At 40.5% G+C, this 12,941-nt stretch carries 16 protein-coding genes; 9 read left to right on the top strand and 7 right to left on the bottom strand.

The window, feature by feature from the left end; all coding sequences use genetic code 11:
* The first annotated feature begins 137 nt into the window (after positions 1 to 137).
* Positions 138 to 902, top strand: a complete 765-nt coding sequence (locus tag QWT69_RS05145; protein WP_317969642.1) for a class I SAM-dependent methyltransferase — start codon at positions 138 to 140, stop codon at positions 900 to 902.
* A 6-nt stretch (positions 903 to 908) separates the two neighbouring features.
* Here the strand turns inward: QWT69_RS05145 and QWT69_RS05150 are convergent, their stop codons facing one another.
* The 5 genes from QWT69_RS05150 to QWT69_RS05170 all read right to left on the bottom strand — a co-directional run bounded on the left by QWT69_RS05150 (position 909) and on the right by QWT69_RS05170 (position 6,371).
* Positions 909 to 1,730, bottom strand: coding sequence for a pseudouridine synthase (locus QWT69_RS05150; protein WP_317969644.1), 822 nt, complete (start codon positions 1,728 to 1,730; stop codon positions 909 to 911).
* 239 nt (positions 1,731 to 1,969) lie between these two features.
* Positions 1,970 to 3,148: a pyridoxal phosphate-dependent aminotransferase gene (locus tag QWT69_RS05155; protein ID WP_317969646.1), complete on the bottom strand. Its 1,179-nt coding sequence runs from the start codon at positions 3,146 to 3,148 to the stop codon at positions 1,970 to 1,972.
* Positions 3,149 to 3,285: 137 nt separating this feature from the next.
* Positions 3,286 to 4,017: a hypothetical protein gene (locus QWT69_RS05160; RefSeq protein WP_317969648.1), complete on the bottom strand. Its 732-nt coding sequence runs from the start codon at positions 4,015 to 4,017 to the stop codon at positions 3,286 to 3,288.
* A gap of 133 nt (positions 4,018 to 4,150) precedes the next feature.
* The gene (pepF, locus tag QWT69_RS05165) at positions 4,151 to 5,971 is read right to left on the bottom strand and encodes an oligoendopeptidase F (RefSeq protein WP_317969650.1); all 1,821 of its coding nucleotides are present in this window, start codon (positions 5,969 to 5,971) and stop codon (positions 4,151 to 4,153) included.
* Positions 5,972 to 6,071: 100 nt separating this feature from the next.
* The gene (locus tag QWT69_RS05170) at positions 6,072 to 6,371 is read right to left on the bottom strand and encodes a hypothetical protein (protein ID WP_317969652.1); all 300 of its coding nucleotides are present in this window, start codon (positions 6,369 to 6,371) and stop codon (positions 6,072 to 6,074) included.
* Between the two features lie 63 nt (positions 6,372 to 6,434).
* On the opposite strand from QWT69_RS05170, the gene QWT69_RS05175 reads away from it, so the two are divergent.
* Positions 6,435 to 6,851 (top strand): NUDIX hydrolase, encoded by a 417-nt coding sequence (locus QWT69_RS05175; protein WP_317969654.1) that lies wholly within the window; start codon positions 6,435 to 6,437, stop codon positions 6,849 to 6,851.
* Between the two features lie 78 nt (positions 6,852 to 6,929).
* Entirely contained in the window at positions 6,930 to 7,397 is a 468-nt protein-coding gene (locus QWT69_RS05180; RefSeq protein WP_317969656.1) for an NUDIX hydrolase, read from the top strand.
* Between the two features lie 3 nt (positions 7,398 to 7,400).
* Here the strand turns inward: QWT69_RS05180 and QWT69_RS05185 are convergent, their stop codons facing one another.
* Both QWT69_RS05185 and QWT69_RS05190 read right to left on the bottom strand, forming a co-directional pair.
* Positions 7,401 to 7,973, bottom strand: a complete 573-nt coding sequence (locus QWT69_RS05185; protein WP_317969658.1) for a hypothetical protein — start codon at positions 7,971 to 7,973, stop codon at positions 7,401 to 7,403.
* A gap of 35 nt (positions 7,974 to 8,008) precedes the next feature.
* Positions 8,009 to 8,455 carry a hypothetical protein gene (locus QWT69_RS05190; protein WP_317969660.1) on the bottom strand — a complete coding sequence of 149 codons (447 nt, stop codon included), beginning with the start codon at positions 8,453 to 8,455 and terminating at the stop codon, positions 8,009 to 8,011.
* 274 nt (positions 8,456 to 8,729) lie between these two features.
* Between QWT69_RS05190 and QWT69_RS05195 the strand changes: the two genes are divergently transcribed.
* The 6 genes from QWT69_RS05195 (at position 8,730) to QWT69_RS05220 (ending at position 12,904) form a co-directional block, all read left to right on the top strand.
* Positions 8,730 to 9,212, top strand: a complete 483-nt coding sequence (locus QWT69_RS05195) for a PaaI family thioesterase (RefSeq protein WP_317969662.1) — start codon at positions 8,730 to 8,732, stop codon at positions 9,210 to 9,212.
* An 83-nt stretch (positions 9,213 to 9,295) separates the two neighbouring features.
* On the top strand, positions 9,296 to 9,526 hold the full coding sequence (locus QWT69_RS05200; protein ID WP_317970930.1) for a hypothetical protein: 231 nt from the start codon (positions 9,296 to 9,298) through the stop codon (positions 9,524 to 9,526).
* Between the two features lie 14 nt (positions 9,527 to 9,540).
* Complete coding sequence (locus QWT69_RS05205; RefSeq protein ID WP_317969664.1) at positions 9,541 to 9,930, top strand: DnaJ family domain-containing protein; 390 nt, start codon at positions 9,541 to 9,543, stop codon at positions 9,928 to 9,930.
* Positions 9,931 to 9,942: 12 nt separating this feature from the next.
* Positions 9,943 to 11,178 carry a beta-N-acetylhexosaminidase gene (gene nagZ, locus QWT69_RS05210; RefSeq protein ID WP_317969666.1) on the top strand — a complete coding sequence of 412 codons (1,236 nt, stop codon included), beginning with the start codon at positions 9,943 to 9,945 and terminating at the stop codon, positions 11,176 to 11,178.
* Positions 11,179 to 11,241: 63 nt separating this feature from the next.
* The gene (locus QWT69_RS05215) at positions 11,242 to 11,553 is read left to right on the top strand and encodes a DUF4870 domain-containing protein (RefSeq protein WP_317969668.1); all 312 of its coding nucleotides are present in this window, start codon (positions 11,242 to 11,244) and stop codon (positions 11,551 to 11,553) included.
* A 139-nt stretch (positions 11,554 to 11,692) separates the two neighbouring features.
* Positions 11,693 to 12,904, top strand: a complete 1,212-nt coding sequence (locus QWT69_RS05220; protein WP_317969670.1) for a dicarboxylate/amino acid:cation symporter — start codon at positions 11,693 to 11,695, stop codon at positions 12,902 to 12,904.
* Positions 12,905 to 12,941: the final 37 nt, after the last annotated feature.

Raw genomic sequence — 12,941 nt, forward strand, 5'->3', positions numbered from 1 at the left:
TCTAAATTTTAAAGCACTAAGAAATGAACAAAATAGGTGAGCAGCTTCGATAAACGGGTGCAATTACTGAATAAGCAATTCGCTAGTTATAGTAATAGATCCCATTCCATTAGAACATCTTATACGAGGAGAATAAAATGACAGTTGATATTTTTGAGAGTAATTTAGAAAAGTACGCAGATCCACAGAAATATGATGAATTATATAATAACTATAAGGAAGATCTGCATTTCATCATGGAATGTGCAGAAAAGTTAACTACGCCAATAATTGAATTAGCATGCGGGACAGGAAGAGTAACGATTCCGATGGCTGAGCACGGTTTCTCGATGTACGGAGTGGATATTCATGAAGGAATGCTCGATTTGGCCAAACAAAAAGCAGATTTGGCAAACGTTAATATCCACTTCTCAAAACAAGACTGTACTCAACTAGACTTGCCGATTAAAGCCTCATTAATCGTTATGGTCGGTAATTCATTTCAACACTTTTTGACGAATGAGAGTCAGAGTGATTTGTTGAATTCAGTTCGCTCACACTTGCTACCAAATGGTGAATTTATCTTTGATACTCGGAATCCGATTTTAAAGGATTTAGCTTTCGTTGATGAAGTAGAGGAAACGTATACTAATCATAACGATCAAGTGGTGACTGAGATAAACCGCGAGGAATATAACCACGAAACACAAATTTTACAGTGTACCACAGTCCAAAAAGTCACTGTTAATCATGTACGTACTACTTACAAAGATTCAATTTCCTTGCGTTATACATACCCGATGGAGATGCGAAGGCTTCTGTCAGAACATCATTTTGAACTGGTTTCCATGTATGGTTCTTGGAAAAAGGAGCCTTTTACCAAAGAGAGTGAATCCATGATTATTCGTTGCCGTCTTTTGTAATTGTTGTTACTTGGATAGCGCTTTATTCGGTGACCCATTCAATAAAACGTACACTAATCCATCTTGCTGTAAAAAGGGCGAAATCATTACCGATTTGCCCTTTTCTTTATTTGCCAAAATCGTTTTTGTCTGGAATTTCAGTCCGGCAATTTCCTCGTTCGTCAAGTGGCGCCATTGACCGCGGCTTAATGAACCGAGCTGGAGATGTTTGATGCGAACTCTTTGTAAGTGTGTCACTGTATATTGAAAACGTCTGCACATTCTACGGATTTGTCGATTCAAGCCTTGTGAAAGTATGATGCGGAAAGTATAATCATCCACTTGCATGACAGCGCATGGATTTGTTCTTGTATAGTCCTTTTTTCTAGGATTATAAATGTCGACACCGTTTGCTAACTCAACGATAAAGGAATCAGTGATTTTTTTATCGACGGTTACAATATATTCTTTTTCCTGATTGTTTTCTTTTTTCATTAATTCATTTACAATAATTCCGTCATTTGTTAATAAAATAAGACCTTCCGTTTCTTTATCTAGACGACCAACTGGAAATATTCGTTCAGGATAGGATACAAAGTCAATAATATTATTGGCAATAGTAGGGGAGGCAGTGCAAATAACCCCGCTTGGCTTATTGAGCATTATATAAATATCCTGAGAAGAGTGCTTGATTATATGACCATCGACTTGGACTAAATCGTTCTCTTCAACAAAATAAGTATGAGGTGCAACCACGCCGTTCACTAGAACTTTTTCAGCACTAATATAGCGCTCCGCTTGCCTTCTCGAACAGAATCCGGAAGAACTAATATATTGATTTAACCTCACGTTTTTCGCTCCTTGTCTTTCCCCTATTGCTCTGTGGTCTAGTATATCATGAATGTACTTCCGCTTAATAAATTCATTTGACCATCGTAATTCAAGCGTCGCATCAATCGCTTCTTTTTAGCAGTAATGCTTTAGATTATAAAAGAAAATAGCCTAATCCATTTACGGGATTAGACTCAATTGGTATTTACTATAGTTTTTTATCATTGAACTAAAAGTAAGCTACAACTAAACTAAACTCAAATACCACTCCTCGAAAAAATTCCGAGTTTTTCAATTCTGGCGACAGCTTCTTTAATACGGTCTTCGTTTGCGAGCAGGCCAACACGGACATAGCCTTCACCGTGATTGCCGAATCCGTGTCCCGGGGCAACGACGACACCTGCTTTCTGCAACAGAATATCTGCGAACGACTCGCTCGTATAACCATCAGGGACTGGAAGCCAGGCGAAGAATGAAGCTTTCGGAGCTCCGACATCCCAACCAATACGTTGACACTCAGCTATTAAAACGTCTCTTCGACCTTCATATAGCGCGGTCAATTCCTTTACGCATTCCTGGTTGTCCGACAACGCGGCAATGGCTGCATGTTGGATGGCAGGGAAGATACTGATGAACAGATGATCTTGCAATGTGTTGATGGCTTCAATCATTTCAGCATTCCCGACAGCGAATGCAACACGCCAGCCCGCCATATTGTATGTCTTTGATAATGTGTACATTTCAATACCGATATCTTTTGCACCTTTTGCCTGCAAGAAGCTGACCGGTTTTTGACCATCGAAACCAATGCCGCCATATGCCATATCATGCAAAATATAGATGTCATTCTCTTTTGCAAAAGTAATCGCTTCCTCAAAAAACGGAACGGATGCAACGGCGCTCGTCGGGTTGTTCGGGTAATTCAAGTACATCATTTTCGCTTGCTGTTTCACTTCATCCGTCAAGGCATCGAAATCGGGCAGGAAGCCATTTTTTTCAAGGAGGGGCATCGTTTCAAAACGAATGTTTGCTAAACTTACGCCTGATAGGTAATCAGGGTAGCCTGGGTCGGGCAATAGTAGCAATTCACCTTCATTCATCATCGCAAGTGGTAATTCAACGAGTCCGATTTTGGAACCTCCAATTATCGCAACTTCCGTATCGGGGTCAACGTCAACGTCATATTCACGTTTGTAAAAGTCAGCAACAGCATTCCTGAATTCAGGAATACCTTTAAAAGGGGAGTACCCGTGTGTATCGGGTCGCTCAGCCGCTTCTTGCAGTGCCTGAATGATGTGTGGCGGTGTCGGCTGATCGGGATTCCCTCTACCGAGATTGATGATATCTAATCCGGAAGCTTTTGCAGCCTCTACCTTTTTAACTAATGACGAAAAGAAATGGGGTGGCATGTTCTTAACTCTGTCTGAAATCACCATGATATGACCTCGTTTTCATATTTTTTGAATTTGTCTGACTAGGTTATTCTATCATTCTACTATATGCTTCCATGTAAACTCAACATGAATCAGAAAAATTAAAAGCCGCCATCACATTTAAGGATGGCGGCTCTCGTTCATTTTTGATTCATAATAAATGTTAATAAAGAAACCCAATGTTCGACATCATCTTTTACTTGTGTAAAATCTTTTGACGTCTTTTTAATTCGCTTATCCAAATTATTGTAAAAGCGGATAATTCGATAGGGTTTTTCTTCATCATCAATGAGTAATTTCATCTCAACGGTAGCTATTTTTCGGTTAATCAATTTTCTAACGAGCGGTATTTTATTCGTGATAATCTGTTCGACGGATTGACCAAGTTCTTCAATTCGTTGCAAAGTACCTGGAGAGTCTTTCACAATCGTTTCTTCCCGTGTCCCATTGATGAATACTTCGACAGCTAGCAACTGTTTGTAAGAATAATCTGCATGTACGTAAGGCATATGTAAATAAGCTTTTTTAACTTGTTTACCATCAAGTTTTCCAGGCTCAAGGAAATGGATACGCTTCTTTTTTTCATCTACCGCGATTTTAGAGAGTAAATCGTAGGAGATAAACGCGTGCGACTCCGTGTACCCGGATTTCGGTACATATGAATTGATATGGACTTTTTGTTTTTCTTTCGTTTTTTCCTCGGCTTTTGTTGATAGCATTAAAAACAGGACAGCAAAACCAAAAAACAACCCAAAAAATAAAAAGCCGGATAGAACTGAATCTCGATTGACGAAGTAAATCAATGATGCAATGGCGATAATCGGTGCAAGGCAACCGAATCGGACATACCAGTTGGATTGTGCAGAAACCAAAAAAACCCCTCGTTTCAATAATGATAATTCTCTATCTATCATAACGAAAGATTAGATATGTGACAATGCGTGTGTTTAACAAAAAACTGCCTCTCCATTTCAGGGGAGAGGCAGTTTAGTTGTGAAAATGTGATTAGCCGATTTTGACGCCTTCAATTTCTTCAGTCAATTCAACAAGTTGATCAATCAATTCTCCGATATAAGCAATTGTTTCTCTCAATGGTTGCTCTGTCGTAATATCGACTCCTGCCATTTTCGCAAGTTCAGCAGGAGATTTTGTTCCGCCTGCCTGCAAGACTTTCAACCATTCATCAACAGCTGGTTGACCTTCAGATAAGATGCGTTTGGAAACTTGCGTGGAAATAGTCAGTCCTGCACTGTACGTATATGGATATAAGCCCATGTAATAGTGAGGTTGGCGCATCCATGTCAACTCTGCACCTTCATTGATTTTCACGTCTTCTCCCCAGAACTTCTCAAGTACTTCACGCTTCAATGTGTTCAACACATTAGCATTGACACTTCCACCTGCATCGATGCGGTCATACACTTTACGCTGATATTCAGCTTCAAGTAAGTGGGTCACGAAGTTGTGGTAATACGTACGCGCTACGATGGAAGAGATGACCCATCGTTTGAACTTAGGATCTTCTGAATTCGAAAGTAAGTGATTGGCTACTAGCATTTCATTCATCGTTGATGGTGCTTCGATGAAGTAAAGTGACGGACGTGAATTGAAGATGTTCTGATGCTTATGGGCATTGTAGAAATGTCCCGCGTGTCCAAGCTCATGTGCAAGAACAAATACATCTTCCATGCTGCCTGTCCATGAAATAAGGATGTATGGGTGGACGCCATAAGGGCTTGAACAGAAAGCACCTGTCGATTTGCCCGCGTTTTGCGCAAAGTCAGTCCAACGCTCTTCATACGAACGATTCACCATATCGATGTAGTCGTCACCCATAATGGAAAGTGCATCATCAATATATTTCTTTGATTCTTCGATTGTGATTTTTGGCTCGTAATTTGGATCTAATGGTACTTTCAAGTCAGAGAATGTCATTTCATCCAGACCATGTACCTTCTGAAGAAGTTTTGCATACTTGCGCATATGTGGAGCAAGTTCTGTTGATATTAAATCGATTTGACGGTCGTACATCGAACGATCTACTTCTTGGTTGAACAAGAGGGAATCAAAGACCGTGTCATAATTACGCAAATCAGAAGTCGTTTTTTCACGTTGTAAGTGCATATCATAGGTTTTTGCCTGAGTATGTTGGTACTGTCTTAGCTTTGCATGGAATGCATCATAGGCTGCGCGTCTTTTTGTAGTATCAGGATTCGATTCCCAGCCACCTTCGAATGATGTGTAGCTTAATGGGAACTTTTCTCCATCTACTTCGAAATCATCAAACTTCATATCAACTAATTTTGTCGTGTTATACAAACCATATGGCGCGTTCAAAACAGAAGATAATGCAGCTAATGTACGCTCAACTTCAGGGTGTAATTTATGCGGTTTCTGGCGAATTAGCTCGTCCAAATAATTTTTATACTCGTCTGATCGGTTCATGGCCTTTTCTAATTGCTCAACTGGCAAGTCGGAAAGCTCACTTGTGAAGAATGACAATTGGCTACCAAGTTTAGCTGCAATTGAACCATAATTGCTTGCACGCATTTGTGCTTCATCATTTGTCTGGTCGACGCTCAATGAAAGACTTGTGTACGTGCCGATGGGAATCATCTTCCCCATGATTGCAGCATAGCCATCCAATGCATCAATGATCGTTTGTTCATCATTAATATTCCCTTTAAAACGTTCTGCAAATGCAGTTACATCCGTTTCAAGTTCTTGGAGTGCATCATTGTATGCTTCTTCCGTTTTGAAAAGGTCATCTAAATTCCATGTCTCTTGTATCTCTACTTCTGAACGTGCTGGTAAACTTTTAACCATTCTCATCTCTCCCTTATTACGGTTTACGAACTAAATTCAGTATATAGCAGAATGATTGAAAAGGAAATGAAATAAGAACATTCTGTATCTGTTTTTTATCTCACTTTCTTTGAAAGCGTGAAATTTCATCAGATACAACAAATGCAAGGTCTTCATTGCCGAACATTTGAAGGACATCGAGCATCGTTTCATTGTCAATGAATAATTCTTCGAAACCGTCATCGGATTCAATGACCGCATTCAATGCCTCATTAGCTTGCTGATGAGGGTACGCTTTTTTATATAATAATTGGGGATCTAATTGATGATTCGCACACCATTGCACAAACAGCCGAATCATGAGCGTTTCATCCTCTCTATATTTCTGGATGATCTGCTCATCGATATTCTTGAATTCCATTGTCCGTCCCTCCATGAATACGTTATTATTTTAAGTATATAGGAAAAAAGGGGGATTTCAAAAGTGAATCGAGTCGATGTTGTCTATGTTTTAATCATAAAAGAGGGAAAAGTACTGATGGTGAAGAATAAAAAATATATGAATTGGACGCTGCCTGGCGGTGGAGTGGAAAAGGGAGAAACATTGGACGAGGCTGCACTTCGCGAAGTATGGGAAGAGACGGGGTTAAAGGTCAATTTGGGGAGATTATTAGTTGTGAATGAAACATTCCGGCAGCAGGAGAACAATCATGTCTTATTTTTCACTTTCCAAGGAGAAACGGAAGATCGTGAAGTCGCTGTTCAGGATACAGTTGGCATAATGGAAGCTGCATGGATCGATATAGCTGAAGCAAATAAAGAAGTCCCTTACTATAGAGAAGGCATTGAGAAATTACTGCAGACTTCATTATCATATACTTTTCAAGGAGTACAGTCTTGAATAGTTTTTGGTAGTTTTTAAGAGAAGTTTAAGTTGATGACAGAATGACAGTTAAGGGAGCAGAGAGGGGTTGGGATTATGGGGTATATAGAAGATTTACGTGGAATTGTTGGGGACACGCCGCTTCTTTTAACAGGTGTGGGGGTTGGCATTTTCAATGAACAGGGAGAAATTCTTCTGCAGAAAAAACTCGATGGACGTTGGGGGATTCCAGGAGGATTTATGGAACTTGGTGAGTCCACTGAACAAGCGGGCAGAAGAGAAGTACTTGAAGAAACCGGATTAGAAATTGGTGAAATGCAACTTGTAACTGTCGTATCAGGTGCTCATACACATACAGTATTGAAAAATGGCCATGAATATTATTCGGTGACGATTGTCTATGTCAGCAATGATATTCGCGGCGGTGAGCTAAAAGCAGATGGCATAGAAACGACTGAAGTCGAGTTTTATAAATTGAATGAGTTGCCTGAAAACCTGAATCCGATGATCCGGGCAATGATTCTAGAGTATGCAACTGCGCAACGAAATGTAGAATCGGCGTAATTACTATAGGTTTGGTGCAACGAGAAGTATTTGTGTTGTATCGAAACGTAACTGCGTCGCAACGAAACGTAACCCGTGTATCGAAACGTAACGCGCTCGCAACGAAACGTAACTGCGTCGTATCGAAACGTAACCCGCTCGTAACGAAACATAACCGCGTCGTATCGAAACGTACGTAACGCGTGTATCGAAATGTAACGCGCTCGCAACGAAACGTAACCGCGTCGTATCGAAACGTAACGCGCTCGTAACGAAACATAACTGCGTCGTATCGAAACGTAACGCGCTCGTAACGAAACATAACTGTGTCGTATCGAAACGTAACCCACTTGCAACGAAACGTATCTGTGTCGTATCGAAACGTAACGCGCTCGCAACGAAACGTAACCGCGTCGTATCGAAACGTAACGCGCTCGTAACGAAACATAACCGCGTCGTATCGAAACGTAACGCGTTCGTAACGAAACATAACTGCGTCGTATCGAAACGTATCTGCGTCGTATCGAAATGTAACGCGCTCGCAACGAAACATAACTGCATCGCAACGAAATGTAACCTGTGCACAACAGCTAGCAAAAAACCTCCCGCAAACTTCTACGGGAGGTTTAGACTCAAAATGATCGATTGCTAACGAAAAACTTCACAATCCAGTTTACGTCTAGCGGACCATCGACGACTTCATAATACAAATTTTCATTTTGGATAATAATATTTTCTTCAATCATGACTGTGATTTTATTGCCATCGTCATCAATCAACTCAATGCTAAGCACATCAATTTCATCTTTCGAATCAATCTCAGAAGCGTTGAGCTTTTTTATAGAATAGTTTTGAAGAAAATCTATCAGCTGATTTACTTCGTGTTCATCATCAACCACCCATGTTTCAGCAGGAGAGTCTTGTGTTGTCGGCTTGGTGAAAATGAGCGAATTGAAATCATTGCCAATCGTGTTGAACAGATCAGAGAAACTTTTTTCGTTGGTCTCATTATACGTCTGGAGCATTACGTAAGTTCCGCCGATTAGAAGGGCAATCAGCAATAGGGCTCTTATTTTCATGAAAATCCTCCTGTTACTCGTTTGTATAGTATACGCTGATGATTCTACGTCGAATAGTACTCATGTTATGTAATTGGAGAGCAAAACATTAATAGCAGAAGAAGTTGTGTGAATACCTAGTAATAGAGTAGTTGGAAATCTTCAAGGTAGATGAGGTGCCAAACAGATACGAAATAATCCATTAACACATACGGGAACTTACGAAAGAGATTCTCGAAGATTAATGCTATAATAATACTATTCAAACCAATGAAAAATATGGAGGTTGACTATAATGAATAAAAAAATTGAACAAGCTATTCAAGATGGATACGCAGACGATTTCGCCTGGTGTTACGGTTGTGGACGATTGAACGAAGATGGCCATCATTTCCGCACAGGATGGGATGGTGAGAAAACGGTTACATACTTCCAACCATCAGAAAAGCATACAGCAATTCCTGGATTCGTCTATGGGGGCATCATTGCTTCATTGATAGATTGTCATGGAACGGGCTCTTGTGCATTGGCGCTTTACAGGAAGAATGGTCATGAGCCAGGGGACGAAGCTGAAGTACCGCGTTTCGTGACGGCTTCACTGAATGTCAATTATGTAAAACCGACACCTCAAGGCGTGACACTAAAAGCAGTCGGAACCGTGGAAGAAATTCACCCGAAAAAATTCAAAGTAGCAATCGAAGTATTTGCGGATGATGAAATATGTGCAACCGGTGAAGTAGTGGGAGTCGTTATGCCTGCAACATTCATGGCGAAATAAGGTAAGTGAAGCTGAATACGAGAAGTATTCAGCTTTTTAATCATCTTAAAAAGAAATATTAGAAATAAGGAGGGGAAAGATTGATGATTGGAATGGGGATTGTAGCGATTGTCATGTGTGTTCCGATAACGGCCATCATAACGGAACATAAGCAAAAGATGATGAGAGCTAAGAGAGAGATGCTGAGTGATGAAATTGAACTTGAGAAATTGAAACAGCAAAATTTCATTATCGAAACAGAGAAGATGAAATTGGAACTGGAACAGATGAAACTCGATTACACAAGCGGTAAAAACGATTTAATGAAACTCTGAACAGGAGGATTCAAATGGCTGAAGACAATGTAATTCCGCCGTACAATGACTTGATTGGGGATATCCTAAAAAGTCATACAAAAGATGGTGGTATGGATAACTTGAAAGGTCAGGGAAAGCCTTTGCCGAAAGATTATTTTTCGGGTGACACATACCAACGCTTTCAAAAGATCGCCAATGATGCAGGATATAAACCGCACTGGTTGAAACTGCAGCATGAAATAAAGGAGCAATTGCATACGATCTCAGTCCAGAAAGCGCAAAACCAATCATCGGATCTACTACATCTCATTGATGCTGTGAATGAAAAGATCAATGAACATAATAAGCATTGCCCGCCACCGATGCTTAAAGGAAGAGTAACATTGGATTCCATTGAACGGGCAAAAAAACTGTGGACATGAGGAGGAGTAGAAATGAATGCGATGAAACCTATATTTTGGCTCATCGTATTTTCGATTTTTTTCTTAACAGGATGTGCACAAATGGAAACTGTGGATGATCAAGCGGAGTCTCTTTCGTTCAGAGAAAGAGCACAAATTAACAATAACATTGAAATGGTCTATTCTCCGATAGAAGAACAGCTCGCACAGATGACAGTTGAAGAGAAAATCGGTCAATTGCTTATTGTAGGAATGGAAGGGACGACGTATGGTGATCAGTTGGATAAGCTGATCAGACAGCATCACGTTGGCGGTATCATCTTGCTCGGTAAGAACATTTCTACAGCAGATCAAATTGTTGGACTGCTCAATCATGCAAAAACTGCAAACAAGGAATATGGCATTCCGTTATTCCTCTCGGTTGACGAAGAAGGCGGTCGTGTTTCCCGTTTACCAACAGGTCTGAAAAAATCACCTTCCGCAGCTAAAGTAGGTAATAAAAATGATGAAACACTTGCTTATGACAGTGGTGTCTATCTGGGCGAGCTCCTTAATGCGTTCGGCTACAACATGAATTACGCACCTGTGTTGGATGTGAATAGCAATACACAAAATCCTGTTATCGGAGACCGCTCCTACTCTGCAGATCCAGCTCAGGTTACAGAAGTCGCACTCGCTGTCAGACGTGGAATGATTGATCAACAGATTATTTCAGTAGTCAAGCACTTTCCCGGTCACGGGGATACTCATACCGATTCCCATAAGGCATTACCGGTAATCAATAAAAGTCTCGAAGAACTGCAAAAAACAGAACTGATTCCATTTCGGCAGGCGATAGCAGATCATGTAGACGTGATTATGGTCGCTCATATTCTATTTCCAACGCTCGACCCCACAAATCCCTCATCCTTGTCAAAACGAATTATCGATGGGTTGCTAAGGAACGAAATGGGCTATGACGGGGTCGTCATAACAGATGATTTAACAATGGGTGCAATCATAAATGATTACACAGTAGCTGAAGCTGCCCTTAAATCATTTTTAGCTGGAAGTGATTTACTGCTGATCGTTGGGGATTACAAAAATCAGATTGAAACGGTTGAGAAACTCGATGCGGCAGTGGCAACTGGCACTATTACCGAAGAGCGGCTTAACGAAAGTGTACGACGTATTTTACAGTTGAAAGCACGTTATGGGTTGGAAGACAATGTAAAAGGGGAATTTGATGTTAATGTAATGAATAAGAGATTTAAAGAACTGATTCGCTAAAAATGAAACTTCCTTTCTATTCATCCGTATATTATAGTAAGGATATGGAAGGAGGTTATACATATGGAAAACAACAATATGGGATTGAAGATTCTAGTTCACGCAAGCGCATTTTTTGCACCTTTTTTAGTACCATTCATTCTTTATCTGGTCATTGACGATTCTGAGGTTAAAAGATTGTCCATACAGGCATTATTATTCCAATTAATTATGGGTGCTTTGATTTTTATTTCAGCGATTCTAGTTATCGTACTCATTGGTATTCCAATGCTTATCGGATTCGGTTTAATGACAATAATTGTTCCGATTATCGGTATTGTAAAGACTTTGCAAGGCGAAACATACAATTATCCTATCGTCAAAAGATGGTTCTGATAGGACTGGCCCTCTTTCCGCGTAAGCGGGAAGGGGGTTTTTCGATTTAGTTGAAACCATTCATGTTCTTCTCTCGATTTGTATATGTTGGATTAAGCAGTTTTTCCTCGACTGACTTATGAAACGGAAGGAGAGAGCCATGAAGTTTAAAATCAATCTGGTCACACAAATCTTTATCGCATTTGTTTTAGCGATCATTCTTGGAAGTGTGTTCGGCAGTTCTATCGACTTTCTTAAACCGTTCGGGGACTTATTTTTAAGATTGATCAAATTCATTATTGCTCCATTGATTTTATCCACACTAGTTGTAGGAGTTGCCAGCACGACAGATCCGAAGCAGTTAGGTAGAATCGGTTTTAAGACAATCGGCTATTATTTAGTTACCACTGCTTTAGCCATCGTAATTGGACTTTCTGTTGCGTTCATCATATCCCCTGGAAAAGGTCTATCTGTCTCATCAGACGGTTTGGTAGCACCTGAAATTGCGACACAAGAACCACAAAGCCCGATTACGACATTATTGAATATCGTTCCCGATAATCCATTTACATCATTGGCAAATGGAAGTATATTGCAAATTATTTTCTTCGCTTTGTTCCTTGGTTTGGCAATCACATTAGTTGGTGAAAAAGCGAAGCCAGTCTATGCGTTTTTTGAAGGATTTGCGGAAGTGATGTATAAAATAACGGGCATTGTCATGAAAGTGGCACCAATCGGTGTTCTCGGATTGTTGGCGCCTGTTGTTGGTCAATATGGGCCAGCGGTGTTGCTGCCGTTGCTGAAAGTCATATTGGCGGTTTATATAGCCTGTCTATTACATGCACTCATCGTTTACTCAACGGCAGTCAAGACATTTGCGAATATGAGTCCGAAGAAATTCTTTACAGGCATTTCCCCTGCTGCACTCGTTGCATTCAGTACGGCTAGCAGTGCCGGTACATTGCCGATGACAATTAAAAATACAAATGAAAATCTAGGTGTGCCTAAAAAGATCACAAGTTTTGTACTTCCGTTAGGCGCAACAATCAATATGGATGGAACAGCGATCTACCAAGGTGTTGCAGTTATCTTTATCGCCCAATTTTATAGCTTGGAACTGTCATTTATGCAACTGCTGACTGTCGTCCTCATTACAATACTTGCTTCAATCGGAACAGCAGGTGTCCCTGGAGCTGGAATGATTATGCTGGCGATGGTGCTCACTTCGGTGAATATGCCATTAGAGGGGATTGCGTTAATTGCAGGAATCGACCGTGTTCTTGATATGATGCGCACATCTGTCAACGTAGTCGGTGATGCATCTGCAGCGGTGGTCGTTGCGGGAACTGAAAAAGCATCTGATTACAAATGAAAAAAACCGGATCCGACAAGGATTCGGTTTTTTGTTA

It is taken from the genome of Sporosarcina oncorhynchi, from assembly GCF_033304615.1.
Taxonomy (GTDB): domain Bacteria; phylum Bacillota; class Bacilli; order Bacillales_A; family Planococcaceae; genus Sporosarcina; species Sporosarcina oncorhynchi.

Coding starts and splice junctions, on each gene's coding strand:
- QWT69_RS05145 (WP_317969642.1), top strand. CDS start 138: ATGACAGTTGATATTTTTGAGAGTAATTTAGAAAAGTACGCAGATCCA.
- QWT69_RS05155 (WP_317969646.1), bottom strand. CDS start 3,148: ATGGTGATTTCAGACAGAGTTAAGAACATGCCACCCCATTTCTTTTCG.
- pepF (WP_317969650.1), bottom strand. CDS start 5,971: ATGGTTAAAAGTTTACCAGCACGTTCAGAAGTAGAGATACAAGAGACA.
- QWT69_RS05170 (WP_317969652.1), bottom strand. CDS start 6,371: ATGGAATTCAAGAATATCGATGAGCAGATCATCCAGAAATATAGAGAG.
- QWT69_RS05180 (WP_317969656.1), top strand. CDS start 6,930: ATGGGGTATATAGAAGATTTACGTGGAATTGTTGGGGACACGCCGCTT.
- QWT69_RS05190 (WP_317969660.1), bottom strand. CDS start 8,455: ATGAAAATAAGAGCCCTATTGCTGATTGCCCTTCTAATCGGCGGAACT.
- QWT69_RS05195 (WP_317969662.1), top strand. CDS start 8,730: ATGAATAAAAAAATTGAACAAGCTATTCAAGATGGATACGCAGACGAT.
- QWT69_RS05200 (WP_317970930.1), top strand. CDS start 9,296: ATGATTGGAATGGGGATTGTAGCGATTGTCATGTGTGTTCCGATAACG.
- QWT69_RS05205 (WP_317969664.1), top strand. CDS start 9,541: ATGGCTGAAGACAATGTAATTCCGCCGTACAATGACTTGATTGGGGAT.
- nagZ (WP_317969666.1), top strand. CDS start 9,943: ATGAATGCGATGAAACCTATATTTTGGCTCATCGTATTTTCGATTTTT.
- QWT69_RS05215 (WP_317969668.1), top strand. CDS start 11,242: ATGGAAAACAACAATATGGGATTGAAGATTCTAGTTCACGCAAGCGCA.
- QWT69_RS05220 (WP_317969670.1), top strand. CDS start 11,693: ATGAAGTTTAAAATCAATCTGGTCACACAAATCTTTATCGCATTTGTT.